Annotated in this window: 26 protein-coding genes; 18 read left to right on the top strand and 8 right to left on the bottom strand. The window is 67.7% G+C overall.

The genetic code is table 11. The features are described 5' to 3' along the window. Positions 1-253: 253 nt before the first annotated feature. Genes QM641_RS11200 through QM641_RS11190 form a run of 3 tightly spaced genes read left to right on the top strand, consistent with a single transcriptional unit; the run spans position 254 to position 2,507 of the window. On the top strand, positions 254-856 hold the full coding sequence (locus tag QM641_RS11200; protein WP_415116473.1) for a TetR/AcrR family transcriptional regulator: 603 nt from the start codon (positions 254-256) through the stop codon (positions 854-856). Then, positions 853-1,539 carry a type 1 glutamine amidotransferase domain-containing protein gene (locus QM641_RS11195; RefSeq protein WP_415116471.1) on the top strand — a complete coding sequence of 229 codons (687 nt, stop codon included), beginning with the start codon at positions 853-855 and terminating at the stop codon, positions 1,537-1,539. The genes QM641_RS11200 and QM641_RS11195 overlap by 4 nt, the downstream gene beginning before the upstream one ends. Positions 1,540-1,583: 44 nt before the next feature. Further along, on the top strand, positions 1,584-2,507 hold the full coding sequence (locus tag QM641_RS11190; RefSeq protein ID WP_415116469.1) for an NAD-dependent epimerase/dehydratase family protein: 924 nt from the start codon (positions 1,584-1,586) through the stop codon (positions 2,505-2,507). Between the two features lie 61 nt (positions 2,508-2,568). Here QM641_RS11190 and QM641_RS11185 read toward each other — a convergent pair whose 3' ends face one another. The 6 genes from QM641_RS11185 to QM641_RS11160 all read right to left on the bottom strand — a co-directional run bounded on the left by QM641_RS11185 (position 2,569) and on the right by QM641_RS11160 (position 7,194). Next, the gene (locus QM641_RS11185) at positions 2,569-4,305 is read right to left on the bottom strand and encodes a hypothetical protein (protein WP_415116467.1); all 1,737 of its coding nucleotides are present in this window, start codon (positions 4,303-4,305) and stop codon (positions 2,569-2,571) included. Further along, positions 4,302-4,628, bottom strand: coding sequence for a helix-turn-helix domain-containing protein (locus QM641_RS11180; RefSeq protein ID WP_415116466.1), 327 nt, complete (start codon positions 4,626-4,628; stop codon positions 4,302-4,304). The genes QM641_RS11185 and QM641_RS11180 overlap by 4 nt, the downstream gene beginning before the upstream one ends. 7 nt (positions 4,629-4,635) lie before the next feature. After that, a complete protein-coding gene (locus QM641_RS11175; RefSeq protein WP_415116464.1) occupies positions 4,636-5,718 on the bottom strand; it encodes a tyrosine-type recombinase/integrase in 1,083 nt (360 codons plus the stop codon). A 465-nt stretch (positions 5,719-6,183) separates the two neighbouring features. Continuing rightward, entirely contained in the window at positions 6,184-6,519 is a 336-nt protein-coding gene (locus tag QM641_RS11170) for a DUF1048 domain-containing protein (protein WP_415116462.1), read from the bottom strand. 1 nt (position 6,520) lies between these two features. Beyond that, positions 6,521-6,889, bottom strand: coding sequence for a DUF1048 domain-containing protein (locus QM641_RS11165; RefSeq protein ID WP_415116460.1), 369 nt, complete (start codon positions 6,887-6,889; stop codon positions 6,521-6,523). 2 nt (positions 6,890-6,891) lie between these two features. Then, a complete protein-coding gene (locus QM641_RS11160) occupies positions 6,892-7,194 on the bottom strand; it encodes a PadR family transcriptional regulator (protein WP_415116475.1) in 303 nt (100 codons plus the stop codon). 152 nt (positions 7,195-7,346) lie between these two features. On the opposite strand from QM641_RS11160, the gene QM641_RS11155 reads away from it, so the two are divergent. The 8 genes from QM641_RS11155 (at position 7,347) to QM641_RS11120 (ending at position 13,910) form a co-directional block, all read left to right on the top strand. After that, positions 7,347-8,177, top strand: a complete 831-nt coding sequence (locus QM641_RS11155) for an ABC transporter ATP-binding protein (protein WP_415116458.1) — start codon at positions 7,347-7,349, stop codon at positions 8,175-8,177. An 11-nt stretch (positions 8,178-8,188) separates the two neighbouring features. Next, complete coding sequence (locus QM641_RS11150; protein WP_415116456.1) at positions 8,189-8,950, top strand: ABC transporter permease; 762 nt, start codon at positions 8,189-8,191, stop codon at positions 8,948-8,950. A gap of 117 nt (positions 8,951-9,067) precedes the next feature. Beyond that, positions 9,068-9,898, top strand: coding sequence for a helix-turn-helix domain-containing protein (locus QM641_RS11145; RefSeq protein WP_415116454.1), 831 nt, complete (start codon positions 9,068-9,070; stop codon positions 9,896-9,898). A gap of 343 nt (positions 9,899-10,241) precedes the next feature. Beyond that, entirely contained in the window at positions 10,242-10,796 is a 555-nt protein-coding gene (locus tag QM641_RS11140; protein ID WP_415116452.1) for a hypothetical protein, read from the top strand. Then, complete coding sequence (locus QM641_RS11135) at positions 10,793-12,574, top strand: type IV secretory system conjugative DNA transfer family protein (RefSeq protein ID WP_415116450.1); 1,782 nt, start codon at positions 10,793-10,795, stop codon at positions 12,572-12,574. The genes QM641_RS11140 and QM641_RS11135 overlap by 4 nt, the downstream gene beginning before the upstream one ends. A gap of 73 nt (positions 12,575-12,647) precedes the next feature. After that, a complete protein-coding gene (locus QM641_RS11130) occupies positions 12,648-13,115 on the top strand; it encodes a single-stranded DNA-binding protein (RefSeq protein WP_415116448.1) in 468 nt (155 codons plus the stop codon). A gap of 7 nt (positions 13,116-13,122) precedes the next feature. Next, a complete protein-coding gene (locus QM641_RS11125; RefSeq protein WP_415116446.1) occupies positions 13,123-13,701 on the top strand; it encodes a hypothetical protein in 579 nt (192 codons plus the stop codon). Further along, a complete protein-coding gene (locus QM641_RS11120) occupies positions 13,698-13,910 on the top strand; it encodes a hypothetical protein (protein ID WP_415116444.1) in 213 nt (70 codons plus the stop codon). Before QM641_RS11125 ends, QM641_RS11120 begins: the two co-directional genes overlap by 4 nt. A gap of 74 nt (positions 13,911-13,984) precedes the next feature. Here QM641_RS11120 and QM641_RS11115 read toward each other — a convergent pair whose 3' ends face one another. Next, positions 13,985-15,484, bottom strand: coding sequence for a recombinase family protein (locus QM641_RS11115; protein ID WP_415116442.1), 1,500 nt, complete (start codon positions 15,482-15,484; stop codon positions 13,985-13,987). A 120-nt stretch (positions 15,485-15,604) separates the two neighbouring features. Between QM641_RS11115 and QM641_RS11110 the strand changes: the two genes are divergently transcribed. Genes QM641_RS11110 through QM641_RS11080 form a run of 7 tightly spaced genes read left to right on the top strand, consistent with a single transcriptional unit; the run spans position 15,605 to position 19,474 of the window. After that, a complete protein-coding gene (locus QM641_RS11110; protein ID WP_415116440.1) occupies positions 15,605-16,240 on the top strand; it encodes an ATPase, T2SS/T4P/T4SS family in 636 nt (211 codons plus the stop codon). Further along, positions 16,237-17,094, top strand: a complete 858-nt coding sequence (locus QM641_RS11105) for a type II secretion system F family protein (protein ID WP_415116438.1) — start codon at positions 16,237-16,239, stop codon at positions 17,092-17,094. Before QM641_RS11110 ends, QM641_RS11105 begins: the two co-directional genes overlap by 4 nt. Beyond that, a complete protein-coding gene (locus tag QM641_RS11100) occupies positions 17,091-18,008 on the top strand; it encodes a type II secretion system F family protein (RefSeq protein WP_415116436.1) in 918 nt (305 codons plus the stop codon). The genes QM641_RS11105 and QM641_RS11100 overlap by 4 nt, the downstream gene beginning before the upstream one ends. 33 nt (positions 18,009-18,041) lie before the next feature. Beyond that, positions 18,042-18,233 (top strand): hypothetical protein, encoded by a 192-nt coding sequence (locus QM641_RS11095; RefSeq protein WP_415116434.1) that lies wholly within the window; start codon positions 18,042-18,044, stop codon positions 18,231-18,233. An 8-nt stretch (positions 18,234-18,241) separates the two neighbouring features. Continuing rightward, complete coding sequence (locus tag QM641_RS11090; RefSeq protein WP_415116432.1) at positions 18,242-18,640, top strand: TadE/TadG family type IV pilus assembly protein; 399 nt, start codon at positions 18,242-18,244, stop codon at positions 18,638-18,640. After that, positions 18,603-19,070 carry a TadE family protein gene (locus QM641_RS11085; RefSeq protein ID WP_415116430.1) on the top strand — a complete coding sequence of 156 codons (468 nt, stop codon included), beginning with the start codon at positions 18,603-18,605 and terminating at the stop codon, positions 19,068-19,070. The genes QM641_RS11090 and QM641_RS11085 overlap by 38 nt, the downstream gene beginning before the upstream one ends. Continuing rightward, positions 19,067-19,474, top strand: coding sequence for a pilus assembly protein TadG-related protein (locus QM641_RS11080; protein WP_415116428.1), 408 nt, complete (start codon positions 19,067-19,069; stop codon positions 19,472-19,474). Before QM641_RS11085 ends, QM641_RS11080 begins: the two co-directional genes overlap by 4 nt. A 17-nt stretch (positions 19,475-19,491) precedes the next feature. On the opposite strand, the gene QM641_RS11075 is transcribed toward QM641_RS11080, so the two are convergent. Next, positions 19,492-20,172, bottom strand: a complete 681-nt coding sequence (locus QM641_RS11075; protein WP_415116426.1) for a hypothetical protein — start codon at positions 20,170-20,172, stop codon at positions 19,492-19,494. Between the last annotated feature and the right edge of the window lie 578 nt (positions 20,173-20,750).

Genomic DNA, 20,750 nt, shown 5'->3' with positions numbered 1-20,750 from the left:
AAAGTTTAAAAGTTCGTCGAAATATTGAAGGTTTTCGCCGGAACTTGAGTGCTCGATGCGTCCTCAGATTATCTCGATTTCAATGTTCGCGGAACTTGGTCGTCTGCGGCTGAGGTCCCCCTGACGCGCCTCACCGCTCGGCAAGCTTTCACCTGGTGTCACTGCCGTAACCGGCCGACAGTGGATGCGTCGCACGGTGTTCGGCTGGCCACCCCGTGCTAATGTAAGCAGTGCTTACTTAGGGAGGGTGTCGATGGAATCGGAGTCGGCCAAGCCGGGCTACCACCACGGTGATCTGCGGGCAACGCTCGTGCTCTCCGCCCTGGAGATACTTGAAAGTGGTGAGGCGTTCTCGTTGCGCGCAGTCGCCCGCCGCGCAGGGGTATCGACAGCCGCCCCGTATCGCCACTTCCCGGATCGGAAAGCGCTAGAGTCCGCGATGGCCGTGCACGGGCTGCACGAGCTGATGGGCGACCTGGCCGGGGGTACACCGCTTCCACGATCGACCGCCGAGGTGGCTGAACTCGCGGTCGGGTATGTCCGCTTCGCGCTGCGTAGACCTGCCTTGTTCCGGCTCATGTTCGGGCAACCCTGCGATGACCAGGACGACGAGCGGGTGCAAGCTGCCGGTGCGTTGCACGACTATCTCGAAGCAGTGATGGCTACGGTCTCCCCGCAATCAGACCCGGTCACTCTCGCTGCTGCCGGGTGGTCACTGGCCCACGGGCTCGCGTTCCTGCACCTCGACGGCAAGCTCAATGCCGCCGACCAAGGCGTGGTCGATGAGCGTGTGCGCTCGATTTTCACCACTGTGTTCCCACCCATCACCTCACCCAGAATTGAGAACCCTTCATGAGTACACGCATCCTGCTCGTGGTCACCAACGTCGACCACTACGACGCCGACCCCTCGCACCCGACCGGACTGTGGCTGTCGGAGTTGACCCACGCCTACGACATCTTCGCCGAGCGTGGCTTTGAACAGACGATTGTGAGTCCCGCAGGCGGGAAGTCGCCGTTGGAACCGCGGTCGCTGAAGTTCCCCAATTACGACAAGTCCGCCAAGGCCTGGCATGACGACCCGGCACGGATGGCGCTGCTGGAGGACACGGCCAGCCCCGAGCAGATCGACTCGGCCGACTACGACGCGATCTACTTCACCGGCGGACACGCAGTGATGTTCGATTTTCCCGGCAGCGAGGGCCTGCAACGGATCACCCGCGAGATCTTCGAACGTGGTGGAGTCGTCGGGGCGGTCTGCCACGGCTACTGCGGACTGCTCGACACCACACTCTCCGATGGCAGTTACCTCGTTGCCGGCCGCAACATCACCGGGTTCTCCTGGCGCGAAGAGGTCCTTGCCCGTGTCGACAAGCTCGTGCCCTACAACGTCGAAGAGCGCATGAAGGAGCGCGGGGCGAACTATTCGAAGGCGCTGGTGCCGTTCGTCTCCAACGCCGTCGTTGACGGCAGGCTCGTCACCGGGCAGAACCCCGGCTCGGCCAAGGAGACCGCCACCAAGGTCGCCGCACTCCTCTGAGCTACCCGCGGGACCGCGCATCAGAATCGAACCGGAAGGACATCATGCAGACCGTGCTGGGAGCAGGCGGCCAGATCGCCGAAGGACTCACCCGCGAACTCCATCGCAACCACACCCACGACATCCGTCTGGTCAGCCGGAACCCGCGCGAGGTGAATGACAGCGATCAGCTCGTCTCCGCCGATCTCATGGACGCCGAGGCCACCAAAGCGGCGGTGGCGGGAAGCGAGATCGTTTATCTCACGGTGGGCCTGCCGATGGACTCTGGGCTGTGGGAGCAGAAGTTTCCGACCATGATGGCGAACACGATTGCCGCCTGTCAGAAGCACGACAGCAAGCTGGTCTTCTTCGACAACACCTACATGTACCCTCGCACCGCTACACCGCAGACCGAGGACACCGCGTTCGAACCGGTCGGGCGTAAAGCGACGGTGCGGGCACAAATCGCCATGACGCTGCTGACCGAGATGCAGGCCGGCAGGATCGAGGCGGTGATCTGCCGGGCCCCGGAGTTCTACGGTCCCGGGAAGACCCAGAGCTTGAGCAACTCGGTGATCTTCAACCGCATCGCAGCGGGCAAGCGCCCGCTGGTGCCGTTGAACGCTCGCGCCGAGCGCAGCCTGATCTGGACCCCGGATGCCAGCCAGGCGATGGCACTGATCGGCAACACCCCGGACGCCTTCGGACAGACTTGGCATCTTCCGATCGATCAGCACCGCCTCGACTACCGGCAGATGATCGATATTGCTGCCGAGGTGACCGGCCGACGGATCGGCTATACGACGGTGCCCCGGTGGGTGTTCCGTGTCGGCGGGCTGCTCAATCCTGCCGTCAAGGAGAGCGAAGAGCTGCTGCCGCGCTACCGGCAGGACAACATCTTCGACTCCTCAAAGTTCGCATCGCGATTCCCTGATTTCACGATCACGACCTATCGGGAGGGCATCAGCCGTGTCCTCGCAGGCGAATAGCAGGGCATGATTCAGGTTCACCGCTGGCCTCCCGGTCATGCCGGGAGCTTCTGCCCTCTGCTCACGGTGGCTTGGTGAGGTCGGGGTGTTCGAGGGTGTCGACGTAGCGATTGGTGCCTTCGATGCTCAGCCCGAACAGGTCGGTGAGACGGCGCGGGTCGCCGCCGGTGGCGCGGACTTCGGCGAGGATGCGGTCTTCGCGGAGGGCCTTGGCTGAGATGCCGGCCTTCTTCCAGGGGAACTGGTGGCCGGGCGAGTTCAGCCTGGGTGCGGTTTGCATCGTGACGAACAGGTGCGGGTTGCGGGTGTTCGGCCACTTCGTCGCACGGTAGTCCAGCCACCGGGTGAGGCGGTCGCGGACCGGCCCCGCGAGGAGGATGACTCGGCCGTCGGGCATCGTGAGGCGTCCGTCGCTGATGTCGGTGAGCTGGAGATTTCGGACTTGCAGATTCGTGAGCGCGTGGAAGGCGACGATCGCAACGGCCAGGGCAATCGCAGGGTCGTCGTGATTGAGGACGGCGCGAATCTCCGCAGGTTCCAGCGGTAGCGGCGTGGTGCCGTTGAGCTGGTAGGAACCCATGCTGTTGGTCGGGTCGGCGAAGACGAGCTTGCGGCCTTTGAGGATCGTGAACAGGGAACGCAGGCCCAGCATTGCAGCGTGCCTCTTGGCCGATTCCTCGGGCAGCGAGTCGATGAGGATGGCCGGGCTGATCTCGGCGAGGGATTGGTGGCCGGCTTCGGCCCAGGCGGTGACGATCGGGGCGAGCCCGATGATCTGGACGCGCACGGTCGTCTCCTCACGGGGCTTGCGTCGAGGAGGGATACGGCTGCCGTTGAGCATGATGTCGAACCAGAGCTCGAGCTGGGTGCGCATCGTCTCGGGGAGCTGGTCGAACTTGCCCGCGAAATAGCGATCGATGGTCGGGATGCGGTCGTCGATGAGGATATCGGCGACGGCGAGGACGTCGAGGGTGGAGCGGACGTTGCTGTCGCTGTCGTAGCGGCGCAACCGGATCACCTCGGTCGCGCGGATGGTCGTCGCGCCCTCGGGGGCGAGGATCTGGAGCATCTTCAACGAGCGGCGAACCTGGTTGGTCTGGCGCTTCGACCAGCCGAAGCGTTCGGCGTGCTCGAACACGATGCCATCGGTTCGCCAGGACCAGTCGTGGGCCTGAGCCGTGGTGAGTTCGCGGAGCACTTCCGGGTCGGGAGAGAGGTCGAAGAGGGCGGGCTGCTCCCAGCCGGTGATTTCCTCGGCCTGCTGCGCCAGGAGGATGCGGGCAGCCCGCACGGACTGTTTCGGCGGCTTCGGCTGACGTCTCGGGGCCATGTTCGCGAAGAAGAGTTGCAGGCCGATCCGGGGGCCTTCCTCGAAGTCGAGGGGTTGGCCGGGTACGTGGATGTGGCGGGCGTTCTCAAGACAGAGGCGGCAGGCTCCCTGGTTGCCGACGGTGACGTGGCGGCAGCAGTAGAGGCAGTCGCCGACCGGGTAATGGCTGGACCACCAGCGGCATTGCCAGCACTTCCAGTTGTGTCGGCGATACACGCCCCAGGCGAGGCAGTCTTTGCAGGAGCCGACGTACTCCGGACTGCCGGGGTGACAGCGGTCGCAGAGGCCCTGGCTGTAGTAGGCGTCCGACCCGCATCGCTCGCAGGGCGGAGCGGGGAACGGGCCACCGGGCAGGCAGTCGTAGCAGTAGTCGACGGCAGGCCAGGTCCATGCCGCCGCGTTGACGCCGCAGGTGAAGCACGCTCGAGGGGGCCGGAAGCGTGAGTTGATCCCCTTCCGCGTGCTCACAATGGCGGCTCTGACCGCGGGTTACCGAACCTTGGAGACACCCGCGGCCCGGTCTCGCTCTCACCATTGATCGTCTCGGCCTTCTTCGGCCGGCGGGCGGCGACGTTCTCCGGTTCCGGAGTCATCAGGTCAGAGGGGGTGCAGTCGAGGATCGAGCAGATCACGTCGAGTTCTTCCAGTCGGATCGTCGGCGGAGTGCCCGACCACCAGCCCGACATCTTCCCGGCGCTGATCACCACCCCAGCCGCGGCGAGCTGGCGGCGGAGCTCGGCTGATTTCCAGATGCCCCGTTCGGCGGCTCTCATCCGCAAGTTCCACTTCACGGTTTTCTCACCCTTCCCCTGTCAGGCGGGCCTCGACCCGCTGGTTCGCGTTGCGCCACGCGAGCTCGACGTGCTCGCTGCGCACATGGACATAGCCCGAGGTCGTCGCCAGCCACTGATGGCCCAGCAGCTCTTGGAGCGCTTTCAAGTCCATCCCGGCCCCATACAGCGACGAGGCGCAGTAGTGCCGCAGCACATGCGGCGTCAGCCGGCCCGCCCAGGCGGGCAGGAACCGCTCGGTCTGGATCGTCAGCGCCCGTCTCAGCGAGTTGTGACCGATCCTCCCGCACCGTCCGAGCTCGTCATCGAACCGCTCGGACGGCATCAGAGGCGCATCGGGGTTCTGCCAGTCGTCGCCGAACTGGTGACGGACCTCGGCCAGCCACCAGTCGATGAGCTGATCGGCACCGTTGATTGCCGGCACCAGTCGTGGTTTGAACCCGCGGCCGCCCGAGCCTTTCCCGAAGCGCACATGGAGCTTGCCGAACCCGCCCAGATCGGGCCGCCAATCGCGGATGTCGAGCATCACCGACTCGTTGATCCGCAGACCCAACCGCCGCCACAGCGACGCGGCGAAGTAGTCGCGAGCGGCCGGCAGGTACTTCCTCGCATCGGGGATCGAGCCGCGCCACCCGGTGAACAACTCCTCGACCTCAGTATCAGAGGGCGGCACCCTGACCTTGCCCAGCGACTTGCCCTTTTGCCGGTTAAACTCGTCAATCGGCTGCTCGACCGTCACGCCAGTCATCCGGCGAATCTGGCCCTGATAGCGGGCGACGAGGAACTCGTAGAACTGCGCCAGCGACCCGGCCTTGCCGGCCCGCGTAGTCACCGACAGGCCCTTGCGCCGCTGCTCCGCCATGAAACGATCAGCGTCGTTGGCCGTCGCCTCCCACAACGGGCAGGTCAGCGACCGCGCGAACTCGATGACCGCCGCCCGCGTCGTCCGCACATGCCCATCGGTGAGCCCGGCAGCAGCCATCGCCAGCGCATACTCGTCGACGAGCTCCTGCTCGAAGTCCTCCGCGTCCTGGGCACTGCGCAGCACCTCGTCAACCGCGCCGCCACCTTGCAGCGCGACCAGCTTCATAAACGTCTCAGTTCACTGTAACCGACCATGCGTCAATAATACCGAAGAACCTTCAGCCACAGTGAGGGTTCTTCAACGTGTCGTCAGGGCACGGGGAACCTTGCACCACCTGGGAAGCGAGCCTCTCAGACAGCCGGGGCGTCAGGAGGAACTTGAGTGCATGGAGATTTTCCCCGCAAGTTCAGGAATCCTGAAGCCTCGTAGGCCGGGAACTCACGGCGTCACGGCTGCTGGTATGCGGGTGAGGTCGTGAGTTCGTGGAACTCACGGTATCGTCCTCGGGGTCGGCTCGCGGTGTCGTGCTGAGGTCGGGGGTCGAGGATACCGAGGTAGCGGGCGACGGACTCGACGCGAAGCCCTAACAGATCGCTGATGCGGCGGGCGTCCTCGCCGCTGGCTTGCATCCGCGAGTTCGGGCCCGGCGGCGCCAGCGTCCCGTCAGGTCAGCGGTCACTGGGCTGTGTTTCACTGGTTCGGGTTGCCGTTGGTGTCAGGGTTTGCTGTGGGTGCCTGGTGGTAGAGGTCAGCGTAGGTGGGAGAGTCGCCGATGAGGCCGTCGCAGAAGGTGGCGACGTCGGGGCCGATCAGCTCGGTGACGCTCTTGCCGGATGCGGCTCCGTCCTCGAAGTAGTCGGCGATTTCCGCCAGCACATTGCCGCCGGTCAGCGACACCGTTCCGACCTTGAACAGGTACTTCTGCATCTCCGCGTAGACGATCCGGTAGTCCGGTGGCAGGGCCTTGATCCGCGCCATGTGAGCTCGCCACTGCCGCTTGCCGTCGATGATGTCTCGGATGCTCATGTCAGTCTCCTAGCCTGCTCAGTTTGCGGGCGACGTTCCGGTTCAACTGCTCCCGCCACCGTTGCCGGTAGTTCCACCGATCGCGATGGTCCTTGTCGCCTCCGACGAGGGCAGCGCAGAAGCCGGGTATGTCGTCGCCGAGTGCTTCTTTCGCGCTCTCGCCTTCCGCGGCGGTGGTCTCCATGAGCCCGAGTACCCCGTCGAAGATGGGGGTGAGGTTCCGGCCGGTGAAGTCGCCGTGCAGCATCAGACCGCCCTTGATCTGTTGCCATGCCTGCCGGTAGTCCTGCGGCAGTGCGGCGGCGCGCGCCTCGAACGCCTGCCAGTCTTTGTTTAGGTCGCTTCCCGTGACCTGCTCCCAGAAGTTCATACTCAGTCCTCCTTGAGTTCATTGATGCGTGTCGACAGATAGCTCCATCTCGCCCAGAACGTCGCCAGTTCCACGCGCCCCGCATCGTTGAGCGTGTAGAACTTCCGCGGCGGCCCGAGTTCGGAGGGGCGTTTGGAGACGTTCACGAGTCCGCGCTTCTCCAGCCGCAGCAGGATCGTGTACACCGTCCCGTCGGTGACATCACTGAAACCGAGGTCGTTCAGCCGGCGGGTGATGGCATACCCGTAGGTCTCCTCGGCGTCGATGATCTTCAGGACGCAGCCCTCCAGCGTGCCCTTCAGCATCTCGGTCAGCCCGTCGATGGCTTCAGCCCCTTTCCCGGTCGGCACGCCCTGCTGGCGCTACCTCGTGACACATGATACTACTATATCGTGACACAAGATAGCGGTGGCCGGCCAAGGCCGCTCGCACCCGAAGGACAAGAGAGGAGACGCCGATGACGCCTCAACGAGGTACGACCGCGGCGATCAGCATGCAGGGCGTGAAGAAGTCCTACGGAAAGGTGGAGGTGCTGCGGGGCGTGGACTTCGACGTGGCGCGGGGCAGCATCTTCGCGCTGCTGGGATCGAACGGGGCGGGTAAGACCACCGCGATCAGAATCCTGTCCACGCTGCTGAAGACCGACGCCGGCACGGCGACGGTGAACGGGTTCGATGTCGCCCGTCAGCCGGGGAAGGCGCGGGAATCGTTCAACCTCACCGGGCAGTTCGCGGCGGTGGACGAGATCCTCACCGGCCGGGAGAACCTGGTGCTGGTCGCCCGGTTGCGGCACCTGGCCAACCCCGGCGTCGTGGTCGACGCCCTGCTGGACAGGTTCGACCTGACCGGGGCCGCGAACCGGAAGGCATCGACCTATTCCGGCGGGATGCGCCGCCGGCTGGACATCGCGATGAGCCTGATCGGGAATCCACCGGTGATCTTCCTCGACGAGCCCACCACCGGACTCGACCCGGAGGCGCGCATCGAGGTGTGGCGGACCGTGCAACAGCTTGCCCAGGACGGCACCACGGTGCTGCTGACCACCCAATACCTGGACGAAGCGGAAGAGCTCGCCGACCAGATCGCGATCCTGCACCAGGGACGAATCATCGTCAACGGCACCCTGGACGAACTGAAGAAGCTGCTGCCGCCCGCGAAGGTCGAATACGTCGAAAAGCAACCCACCCTGGAAGACGTCTTCTTCGCCGTCATCGGCGAGAACTGGAACGACGACAACAGCACGGGCAAGCACGGCCTCGACAGCACTTCCCGGTCGAGCAAGAAGTAGGAGAAAGAACGATGACTACACATTTTCTCGGCGATACCGCCGTTCTCACCGGGCGATCCCTCAAGCACGTCACCCGCAGCATGGACACCATCATCACCACCGCGATCATCCCGGTCGCGATGATGCTGCTGTTCGTCTACGTCTTCGGCGGCGCGATCCAACACGGCACCGGCACCTACGTGTCCTACATGCTGCCCGGCATCCTGCTCATCACGATCGCCTCCGGCATCTCCTACACCGCCTTCCGGCTCTTCACCGACACCCAGGCCGGCATCTTCGAACGCTTCCAATCCATGCCCATCGCCCGCTCCGGCGTGCTGTGGGCGCACGTGCTGACCTCGCTGATCGCCAACCTCATCTCCCTCGCGATCGTCATCGGCGTCGCCCTCATCATGGGATTCCGCACCGGAGCCAGTCTCGGCGCATGGCTGGCCGTCGCCGGCATCCTCATCCTGTTCACCCTCGCCCTGACCTGGATCGCCGTCATCCCCGGCCTCACCGCGAGCACCGTGACCGGCGCGAGCGCGTTCTCCTACCCGCTGATCTTCCTGCCCTTCATCAGCTCCGCCTTCGTGCCCACCGACACCATGCCCGGCCCCGTCCGCTGGTTCGCCGAATACCAGCCCGTGACCCCCATCGTGAACACCATCCGCGACCTGTTCGCAGGCACACCGGTCGGCAACGAGCTCTGGATCGCCCTCGCCTGGTGCATCGGCATCCTCCTCGTCGCATACACCTTCGCGGTAATCACCTACCGCCGCAAGATCACCTGACGGCCCGCTCACGACATCCCGTGATGACTGCTCCACATGGCCGCGCTTCTTCCGTTACTCGCCAGCACTCGGACGACACACTGTCCGGTGAGTCCGACAGCCTACGACTGCGTAAGAGTGATCGTGGTGCGCAGCGGCTCGGCGATTCTGCTCAGCGAGTTTGGGCAGAAGCCGGTCAAGCCCGGCGATGCCATCCTGCTCGGAGCGAACGTGTTGTGCGGCGCGGAGCCGGAGGATCACTTCACGGTAACCACCATCTGCGCAGATACCGACTACGTGGTCGATCAGGTGTTCTGGCAGTACGTCGGTCTATTTCAGGACCGACTCGATGCCCAGGACTTCGCCGCGACGATCTACACCGAGCCGGCGCAGATTCTCCGCCTGGGTGAGGATCGGGCCGGCGTCCTCATGCCCTGGCTGGATGAGCTGGCCACGCTCAGCGTCGCCGGCCGGCAGGTCGAGAACTTCTATCGGATGCAGGCGCTCTGGTTCTCGATCGCGCATGTCATCGCGCCATTCGTCAAGACCTCCCCGATCCGCACGTCCCCAACCCAACGAGCGAGAGCCTGGCCGACGTTACCGCGTCACCGCCGGTTTGCGCCCCTGCGTAGCGAGGCACGGACGGCAGCCGAGTTGCTACACGCCGACCCGGCGCGGCACTGGTCGATGACGGAGCTCGCGCGCGAGATGCACCTGTCCAAGTCTCAGGTGGGCCGAGTCTTCGTGGAGGCGTATGGAAAGTCGCCTATCGCATATCTGACGATGCTGCGCACAGAACGGATGGCAACTCTTCTGCGCACCACGGATGCGCCTATCGCGGTGATTGCCCGCGAGGTTGGTTGGAATGCGGCGGATTTCGCAGCTCGACAGTTCCATCGCAGCATCGGCGTGACGCCCCGCCGATACCGCGCGATCAGCCAATCCAAGACGGGTCGACAATCCATCTGATGCGCGCAGCGACCGAAGCCGCTTCCGCCGATCACGCCCGCCGGCAACATCCTGCGGCGATATCAGCGCCGTCGCCACGCTCCGCGCAAGCGTCAAGGCAATGATCGTTCCAGTTCAGGAACCCTGCTCACACATCGAGGACACTCAGAAACCTGCGGGAATCCCGAAGCGCTGTCAGGCTGCCGAGCAGACCCGGCGAACGCAGCAACCCAGCGGCCAGAGCGCACCTACCGGACATGAGAGGCCGAAAAGAACCAGTAGCAATAGAGGCAGTCGTGGGGGCTCACGTTCCCCGGATTTCTGACGGTTCATCGGTATTCGTGAACGAACGTGAGGGCTCCCGATGAGCTGGCCGCGCTACAAGCGTGCCCCCGCCGAGGCGGTCCACGGGGAGCACCGGGATCAGCGAGACGCGGCAGAGATGCCGGTCGTGCTCCCGCACGTCGTCATGGACATCACCATCGAGGGGCAGATGACCGTCACGGTCGACGGTGCCCCGCACGAGCCCGAGCCATTCGCCCCACCGTGGGGCCGTGAGGACTTCGCTCGCATCCTCGACCAGCTCACCGAGCAGTACCGCTCGCCGGTGCGGGTCGAGCTCCGCGAAGCAGACGGCACCGCGTTCACCGACATCATCACCCCCGGCAAACGCCGCCGCCCCGACCCCGAACCGGAGAAGCCGGTCCCACCCGTCAACGGACTACTAACACTGCACAGCGCAGGGTTCGTGCCGGGCGAGGACGTGGCCGTCGCGGTTGTCATCGCCCACGCCGACGCCGCCGGCGACGGCACCGCACGCGGACTGCTCACCCGCGATCAGCTCGCCGCGAGTCCGACCCGCGAGGTGATCCTGCTCGGCCGCGTCTCCGGCGCCGTCACGATCGGACACGCGAAGTGAGCACCCCACGCCCCGGCGGGCCGCCCGGCCCGCTCGGCGACGAGCTAACCAACCTCGGTATCGGCCTCCTGATCGCCGCCGCGATCCTGGCCGGCATCCTGCGCGGCGCCGGCTCCGTCGCCGCCTGGATCACCGGCACCAGCCAGCCCGCCAGCGGCATCGAGTCAGGGCTGGGCGTCCTGCTGCACCCCGGCGACCCCGCCACGCCGCTCGGCGCACCGGGCCTGAGCGCGGTCGCGTACTGGACCACCGCGGCCGTGCTCATCATCGCCGCCGCAGCCCTGGCCGTGTGCGTATGGCAGCTCATCCGCGAGCACGGCCGACAGCTCAAAGCCGACCCGTACCGGATCGCCGGGATCGCCACCCGAACCGAGGTCACCAAGGCGGCCTCGGAGAAGGCCCTGCTGCACCGCGCCGGGCACCTACGACCCTCCCTCGACAAGCCCAAGCCCCAGCAGGTCGGCTACCGGATCGGCACCTCACGCGGCAAGGAGGTGTGGGCGTCAGTAGAAGACTCGATCCTGCTCATCGGCCCGCCACGCTCGGGCAAGGGCGCCCACATCGTCATCAACGCCATCCTCGACGCGCCCGGCGCGGTCGTCACCACCAGCACCCGGCCCGACAACCTCACCGCGACGCTGCGGGCACGGGAGAAGGTCGGGCCGGTCGCAGTCTTCGACCCGCAACACCTGGCCGAAGAAGTCCCCGCCGGGTTGCGCTGGTCCCCCATCCGGGGCTGCGAGGACCCGCTGACCGCGATGATCCGCGCCACCGGCCTCGCCGCTGGCACCGGACTGTCCGCCGGCGGTGTCGAGGGCGGCGGGTTCTGGGAAGGCAAGACCAGGACGGCCCTTCAAGCCCTGCTCCACGCCGCCGCGCTGGACCGCCGCCCGCCGGGCGAGCTGTTCCGCTGGACCCTCGACCCGGCCACGGCTGCTGATGCGGTGGCGATCCTGACCGCGAGCCCGCGCGCCGCGGTCGGGTGGGCGGACTCCTTGCAGGCGATGATCGACTCCGACCCCCGCACCCGCGACTCCATCTGGCAAGGCGTCTCCCTCGCCCTCGCCGCGCTCGCGGACCCGCGCGTGCTCGACGCCGTTTCGCCCCGCGAGGGCGAGGACTTCGACCCCGAAGCATTCCTCCGCGCCAGGGGCACCCTGTTCCTGCTCGCGACCGGAGCCGGAGCGAACAACAGTGCGGCCCTGGTCGCGGCGTTCGTGGAAGACCTCGTGGAAGCCGCCCGGCGCATCGCCGCCCGCAGCCCCGGCGCACGCCTCGACCCGCCGCTCCTGCTCGCGCTCGATGAGGTCGGCAACCTCGCGCCTCTCCCGTCGCTGCCGACGCTGATGGCCGAAGGCGGAGGCACGGGGATCACGACCATGCCCGTGCTCCAGTCCCTCGCCCAAGCCAGGGAGAAGTGGTCGGAGAACGCGGCCGGCGCGATCTGGGACGCGAGCATCGTGAAGATCATCCTCGGCGGAGCCTCCAACAGTCGCGACCTGCACGACCTGACCACCCTCATCGGGGAACGCGACGAGCTGACCGACTCCACCACCATCGGAGACCACGGCTCCCGCTCCGCGCAACGCTCCATCCGGCGCGTGCCGATCATGCCACCCGACACCATCCGCACCCTCCCGTTCGGCACCGCGCTCGTGCTGCTGCGTGCCGCGCCGCCCATCGTCACCCGGATGCAGACCTGGACCAGCCGCCCCGACGCCGCGCAGCTCCGCGCCGACCGGACCGGCATCGAAGCCCTGCTGGAGCGCCGCTCGTAGGAGCCGGCGAGCGCACCTGCCTGACAGAGCGGCCCCGCTGTGGGGCCGCCGCCGATGCCAGGAAGGAAGGCCGATGGCTATCCACACCTACCAGTCGTTCTCGGGATATGTCTCGACCGAACCAGTCACCGACCCGACTCGCGACGGAACGGCGCGGTTCTACGCGCGTGCGGGTCAGAGGCAAGCCCGCCGGGAGCAGGACGGGAGCTTCACGAAGCTGCCGACCCAATACATGCCGATCGTCGCCTACGGCGAGGCCGCCGAGGAAGCCGCCGCGCTGCTGAACAAGGGCGACAACTTCACCGCCGAAGGCCGCATTCGCCCGATCAAGTACGTCAAAGACGGCAAAACCATCGAAGGCGATGAGTTCGAGGTCTGGAAGATCGGCCGGCGCCGCAACGACGCCGACCGATCCGCGCAGACCGACCGTGCGGTCGTCGCCGACGCCCCTGCCGAGGCACCCCGCCGCTCCCGGGACGTGCCGCCCGAGTTCGCCTCCCCAACCACCTCGCGGCAGACACCCGCCGCGCTGGCCCTGTGAGGCGATGATGACCGACCACGCCACCTCGCCCGAGCCGCCCGAGGACGAGCTGCCAGGCGACGACCCCGCACAGGGCTTCGGCGAGCCAACGCTGGCCGAGCCACCGCACCCGATCAACTGGAACCTGCTGACCGCCGACGAGGCCGAAGCCGAGTGGCTGGAACTCAACAAGTGGGTCGACTGGCTCCGCCACACCTATGGGCTCCCTGCATCCGTCATCCCGCCGTTCTGGCACCGGCATCCTGAGTTGGTTTGGGAGCTGTCCGCGCTGCACCTGCACTGGCTGTGCGCCTACGACCCGGAGCAGAACGGCTCCGCGCCGCTGGGCTGGCACCGCGACTTCGCCGACGCCCGCCAGCGGCTCCGCGATTGGGTCGCCGCCTCCGGCACCCGCCTGGACCGCGACCGCCCCACCCGGCAGACGAGTTGGCCCGGCGAGGAGGCCGCCGAGCCGGTCGAGGACCGGCTGATCGAGAACCGCGACCAGGACTTCGTGCAGTTCGTCCTCGATGACGCCGCCGCCCGCCGGCAGGCTGAGGACGCCTTCTACGCCGGCCTGGATTCGGAGACTGGAGAGCTGCGATGACACGGCCGGTGAAGGCGTCGCGCCTGGCGGTGAGCCAGGTGGAGGCCGCAGACGTCTCAGCCCCCATGCCGGATGCGTCGATGCTGCCGGTGGGCTTCGACACGGCTGCGTGGACACGGGCGGCGTGCGAGGCGTCCGGGGTTCCGTTCGCGGTGGAGGACCCGGTGGCTCTTGCCAAGCTCCGCGACCTCGTAGAGCACCCCGCATGAGAGCACCCGTACATCCAAACGGAGCCCGTCGCACCCTCTCAGAAGGTACGGCGGGCTCCGTCCTTTGGTTGCGGTTACGCCTTGAAGGTCAGGTCGACCCGTTCGGGACGGAACCGCGATCCGCAGTAGGGGTCGGGGTTGACGACGAGGGTGTCGATCAGCGAACTCAGGATTGCCCGCTTCTGCGGGATCGACCACTCCTCGGCCCAGGCAAGGCGTAGCGCGTCCTCGTCACCGATCGGGAGCCCCTTCAAGGCGCTAGTCCGGTTCACCTTCCCCAACGCGAGCTCAGCGCCGTGGATCGCCTCCTGGGCCGCGACCCGCGCCGCGTGGAACTCCGCCCGGGTCAGGACGCCGGCCCCGTAGTCGCGGGCAAGGTCTTCCAGTCGGGCTCGGGCAGCCACGATGCGGCCCATCGCTTCTGCGACGATCCCGGAGGACTCCGCCGAGGGCTCGGGCAGCGCGGTCACTGACAAGCGGGCGATGATCGCCTCGCTGACCAGTTCCTCCAATCCGATTGCCGACACGGACAGTCCGCCGCGCTCGGGGTAGGCCGGGACCGGCATACAGCGGTAGTAGTGGCGCTTGCCGGGGGAGGTGTTTCGGGGGTTTCTACCCGAGACGAGCCCGGCACCGCACTTGCCGCAAGTGGCGATAGTGGAAAGCAACGTGATCGAGGACGCGCCGACCCTGCGGTCGGGGCTGCCGAGCATCGCCCGGATGCGGGTCGTCTCCTCCGGGGTCACGATCGCCTCCCAGTTTCCGGGCCCGAGAATCTCGCGGCCATTGGGGCCGTCGTGGCCCTTGAGCGCCGGTTCGTAGGCGCGCTGTCCCGAGATGCGTGCCGAGACCAGGATCGACTTCACGGTGGTCGCGTGCCACACCCCGAGGGTGCCCTTGTCCGCGCGCGGGGACGGGACCCCGGACTCTTCGTTCAGCCACTTGGCGATCGACCGCAGCGACTGGCCGGCCAGGAACCTGTCGGCCATCTCGCGCACGACGACAGCCTGTTCGGGGATCAGAACGCCTCCGAGTCCGTATCCGAACTTTGCGGCACCGTGCCATTCTCCGCGCTCGGCCTTCTGCCGGTTCGCGCGGCGGATGCGGTCGGCCTTGTGGCCGGACTCGTAGGCGGCCATCGCGACGAGCTGGCGGGCCATCAGTCGGCCTTCGTGGGTGTTCAGGTCGAACGCCCCGCCCATCACGGCCTCGATGCGGATCGGGTGGGACTCCACGAGGTCGATCAGGTCTTCCAGCTCGCGTGGCCGGCGGTAGAGCCGGTCGACGTGCCACACCACGACCCGGGAGGGGCCGGTCTTGATCCGGGCCAGCATCTTGTCGAAGTCGGGTCGCTTCTTGTTCAGGTACGCCGACGTGTCGTTGTCCATGAACACGTCTTCGTCGGACACCGACAGCCCGAGACGGGCGCAGAGGGCCAGGCAGTCCGCGCGTTGGCGCTCGACGCCGGCCTCCTCCCCGGTGCGGTCCTCGCTGATCCGCAAGTAGATCAACACCTGCTCGACCAGGCCGGCCGGTGCTGTCGTCGCACGACGTTCCAGCACGTTCGCGCTCATCGGAGCTCACCCGTCTCGGTCACGTCGAAGCCGCGATGCTGGCACCACTCTCGGCACGCTTCTCGCTGCGCCATGAGGTCGCCTTCATCGGCCTTCGTGCGTGGCTTGGCTGCCAGGCGGATGTACCGCACCACCCGCAGGTTCGCGCCTGCCGCAGCGGGCATCCTTGTTGCAAAATCCCTGTTCATCAGAGTCATCACCTCCACCGATCAGGTGCGTCAGAAGCACCAGGTGGACAAGACGACGATGCTCGCCGCACTCGTCGACACCTGCCCGCCGCACCAGCGCATCGTCACCGTGGAGGAGACCTTCGAGCTCGCGGTGCGCGCGCACGACCTCGTGGGGCTCCAGGGCAGGCAGCCCAGCCTGGAGGGCACCGGCGAGGTGACCCTGCGCCGGCTCGTGAAGGAGGCGCTGCGGATGCGCCCTGACCGCCTCGTGGTCGGCGAGGTGCGCGACGCGGAGGCGCTTGACCTCGTGCTCGCTCTCAACACCGGCGTGCCGGGCGCGGCGACGCTCCACGCCAACTCCGCCGCCGAGGCGCTGCGCAAGCTCTCGGCGCTGCCGTTGCTGGCCGGGCGCAACATAGACGCGGCCTTCGTGCTTCCCGCTATCGCCACCAGCGTGCACCTGGTCGTGCACTGCACGCGCGATGACGACGGCCGCCGCCGCGTCGCTGAGATCGTCGCCCCGACCGGCCGCGTCGAGGACGGCGCGATCCAGACGCGCGCGGTGTGGAAAGGGGCGCGGCGATGACGTTCGTGTGGGGCGCTCTGCTGGCGGCCGGCATCCTGCTCGCCGTCTCGCCGTGGATGTGGCCGCGCCAGACGCAGCGCGAGCGGCCGGCCCGTGACGGGGCGCTCGGGCGCCTTCTGCAGGAGGCCGGGTTCGCGCACGTCGCCCCGGGACGTCTGGTGGCGGTCTCGGCCGGCGCCGGGGCGGTGGCCGCCGCTGTGGCGTGGCTGCTGACGACGCTCGCCGCGTTCGCCGCGGTGGCGGCCGTGGCCGCCGCGGCGGCTCCGGCGCTCTGGCTGCGCGGGCGGGCGCAACGGCTCCGCCGCTCGCGGCGCGCGCTGTGGCCCGACGTGTGCGACCTGCTGGTCGCCTCGGTGCGTGCGGGGCTGTCCCTGCCGGATGCCGTCTCGAGCCTGTCCGTGTCGGCCCCGCCGGCGCTGCGGCCTGCGTTCGCTCTGTTCGCGGGCGACATCGCCGCCTCGGGGCATTTCGACTCCGGCATCCTGCGGCTGAAGACGGTGCTCGCCGACCCGGTCGCCGACCGGATCGTCGAGACGCTGCGGATGGCGCGCCAGGTCGGTGGCACCGAGCTGACCGGTGTGCTGCGTGCCCTGTCGGCCTCGGTGCGGGCCGAGGCGGCTCTGCGCGCCGAGGTGGAGGCCCGGCAGTCGTGGATCCGTGGGGCGGCGGTGCTGGGCGTGTCGGCGCCGTGGGTGATCCTCGTGCTGCTGTCGATGCGCCCCGAGGGCGCCGAGGCCTACTCCAGCGTCGAGGGCGTCGCGCTGATCGTCGCCGGCGCCGCGGTGTCGGCCTTCGCGTTCCGGCTCATGCTGCGGATCGGACGGCTTCCCGAGCCGAGGCGGTGGTTCGCATGAGCCCGGTCACGGTCGCGGCGGTCGCGGTGGTGTTCGGGAGCGCCCTGGCGTGCGGCATCCTGCTCGCCGCGACGCGCGTGCCGCGGTGGGCGGCGCCGAGCCTGCAGCGGCGCATCGCACCGTACGTGCGCGATGTGACCGACCCCGGCGGCCTCACGCCTCTTGCCGCCCCGGCTCTCGCCGGTGCGTGGCGCGATCGTCTCGAGCGGATGCTGACGGGGCTGGGCGGCGCGCCGACGATCGCACGACGCCTGCGACGGGCGGGCTGGTCGATGTATGCCACGGCCTTCCGTGCGCGGCAGCTCGCCTGGGCCCTGGCCGGCCTCCTCGTCGGGGGTGCGGCGCTGGTCGCACTGACCCTGGCGGGACGGTTCAGTGCGGCGGCTGTGCTGCTGCCGGCCATGCTCGCCGTCATCGGCGCGGTGCTGTGCGATATGCGGCTCGCGCGCGCCGCCAGGCGGCGTGCGGCTCGCATCGAGGAGGAGCTGCCGACCGTGTTGGAGTTCCTGGGGCTGTGCCTGGCCGCCGGGGAGGGGCTGCTCGACGCCCTGCACCGGGTCGGCGAGGTGGGCGCGGGGGAGCTGACCGACGAGCTGCGCGGCGCGGTGCTCGCCACCCGTACCGGCTCGAACCTGCGCGACGCGCTGACGGCACTGGTGCGCGAGCTCGACGTGGCGGCGGTCTCGCGGAGCATCGACCATGTCGTGGCGGCGATCGACCGCGGCGCCCCGCTCGCCCAGGTGCTGCAGGCGCAGGCGGCGGATGCCAGGGAGGACGCCAAGCGCGGGCTCATCGAGCAGGCCGGCCGCAAGGAGATCGTCATGCTCGTGCCGCTGGTGTTCCTGGTGCTGCCGCTGTCGGTGCTGGTGGCGGTCTTCCCCGGGATCGTGATGCTGCGACTGGGGCTTGGATGACGCGCCCAGGCGCGACGACGGAAGGAGAGCGACATGATCCGCGACAAGATGGGCCGGTTGCGCCGCAGCGACGAGGGGTTCCTGCGGGACGAGGCCGGCGACGTGCCCGGCTGGGTGCTGGTGACCCTCATGACCGCGGGCCTGGTCGTGGCGATCTGGGCGCTCGCCGGTCCGGCGCTGGCCGGTCTGTTCGAGCAGGCCATCGCGAGCGTGTCCGGGATCTGAGCGCGACGATGGCGCTTCTGCGCGACGAGCGCGGGTCGAGCCCGGTCGAGTTCGTTCTCGTGGGCGCGCTTCTGACGGTCCTGACGCTCGCGGTGATCCAGCTGGGGCTCGCTGTGTACGTCCGAAACGTCGTGCACGACGCAGCGGTCGAGGGCGCGTATCACGCCGCGCTGGCCGACACGACGCTCGAGGACGGGGCGGCGCGGACCGCGCAGATCATCGCGCGCACGGTCGGCGACGGGTTCGCCGAGAGCGTGGTCGCCCTCGAGGAGACCGGGCTCGGGCATCCGGTCGTCGAGGTCACGGTGGTGGCGAGGCTTCCTCTGGTCGGACTGCTCGGTGCGCCGCGCGCGTGGGAGGTGACCGCGAGTGCGCCTGTGGAGAGCTTCGACCGGCCAGGGGACTGATGCCGAGGAGGGCACCGCGGCGCTGGAGTTCATCCTCGCCGGGCTCGTGCTCCTGGTGCCGATCGTCTACCTCGTGATCGCGCTCGGCGCGATCCAGGGGCAGTCGCTCGGGGTCGAGGCCGGCGCGCGGCACATCGCGCGGGCGGTGGCGACGGCATCCGACCCGGCGACCGCCGCCGATCGGGCCGATCGGGTGCTCGCGGCGATCGTGGAGGAGTACGACCTGGATGCCGGGTCGGTCGAGGTGTCGCTGCGGTGCACGCCGGTGGGTGCCGCATGCCCGGACGCGGGCGCGACGCTCGTGGTGACGGTGGCGGTCGATGTGGCGCTGCCGCTCGTGCCGCCGGTGCTGGGGCTGGAGCGGCTCGCGCGCGTGCCGGTCGCCTCGACCGCCGTGCAGAAGGTGTCGCGCACGTGGGGTGTCGGATGACGGCGCGTGAGGAGGAGGGGAGTGTGCTCCTGCTCACCCTCGGCTACGCCCTGCTCGCCCTGGCTCTCGTGTTCGTGTGCGTCGACGCGACGAGCCTGTACCTCGCGCAGAAGCGCGTCGAGCAGGTGGCCGATGCGGCGGCCCTCGCCGGAGCAGACGGGTTCACGATCGCGGTCGACGGAAGCGCCCCGGCGGCGTCGCTGACCGCGGCCGGGGTGCGCGAGCAGGCGGAGGAGATCGTGGTCGCAGCGGGCGAGGCGCGCGTGGTGTCGGCCGAGGCCCCGGACGGGCTCTCGGCGCGCGTGACGGTCGCGACCCTGTGGCGACCGCCGATCCTCGCGGTCTTCGTCCCCGAGGGTGTCGAACTGGCGGCGACGGCGACCAGCCGCACCGCGTTCCGGTGACCGCCGGCACGGCTGCGTCACTGTCCGCTGAGCGCTCCGCCCGGCAGCGCGTCGTCGAGGGTGCCTTCCTGCCGCGACCCGAGCATCGGCCAGAGGAGCTGGTGGGGATCGTCGGGGTCGACCACGACGAGACCTTGTGGTTCAGGAACCCAGCGCGGGAGTCCGGCGGCGCGGGCGTCGCCCGCTTCGACCGAAAGCGCATCGTTCACGTCGAGTTGGTCGCCGCTCAGAGGCCCTTCCAGGTAGGCGGCGATCTGTAGCTCCGCAGGCAGAGCATCGACGATCTTCTCGGTTTCCATGGTGCCGGAGATCAATGTCAGGTAGATCGTCTCTCCCGGCGACAGGCGCGTGCCCTCTGATAGCTGTGCGACGTCCTCGATCTCGACCTCCGCGAGGATCGCCGCGCCGACGCCAGCCCCGCTCTTGGTGGTGACCTTGTCTCCCACGAGCCACTGGCGCAACGTTCCCACGATCACGGCGTCCGAGGTCGATGCCAGGGTTTCCGCGTCGACCATGACGATGTTTGCGATCTCACTGATGTCGAGCGACGAGAGCCTTGTCATGGCGCTGTCAACCCTCGGCGTCGCGGAAGCGCCGGGTTCGGACGTTGTAGATCTCGGCGTCGCGCACCCTGTTGTCCCGAGCGCGACTGCGATCAGGAGCGACGCCATCGCGCGGTGGGTGTTGAGGACTCTCATCGGATCACCTCGTCTGCAGTGCTCGACACATCAGTGCTCAGCGTTGATGTGAATGACATGATGTTGCGGATATTGAAGAACACTATTCGGCACTACTCCCGATTGCATGCAACCCCCAAGCCCAGTGTCATGATACAAGCCGACACTATGTCCGATCTCGTGGCACAATACATTCCGCCGAGCATTGTAGAGTTGAGTGTCAGTCCACCCATTGCTGGTCTTGCTGAGATACGTGGAATCCGGGTTGAAGATGATGCTTGCTTGATTACACCGGGCCCCTGCGGGCCATAGCACTTTCGTACAGAGGTATAGCCCCAAAGTGTTGTTTGCGAGCGTAATCTCACCAGACTGTCCGCTGAGGTGACCCCCGAGGTCGGTATCGGGTCCGCACGAACTCATATACGTGTCGTACAGATCCGTCTGGTTATCCAACGATGAAAGCCCGAGGTTAGCACGAGAGCCACCACACGGCTCATCTTCGCCACCATGCGCGAATTTTAGCGCACGATCGTCGATCACCAGGCCTGGATCGTGTCGCCTTCGGCTGATTTCGGGGGTTGAGGCTCGTTGAGCCTTGA

It is taken from the genome of Microbacterium sp., from assembly GCF_047605725.1.
In the GTDB taxonomy this organism is placed as follows: Bacteria; Actinomycetota; Actinomycetes; order Actinomycetales; family Microbacteriaceae; genus Microbacterium.
Note: the sequence above shows the minus strand (reverse complement) of the source record. Positions and strands in the feature narration are given on the sequence as shown.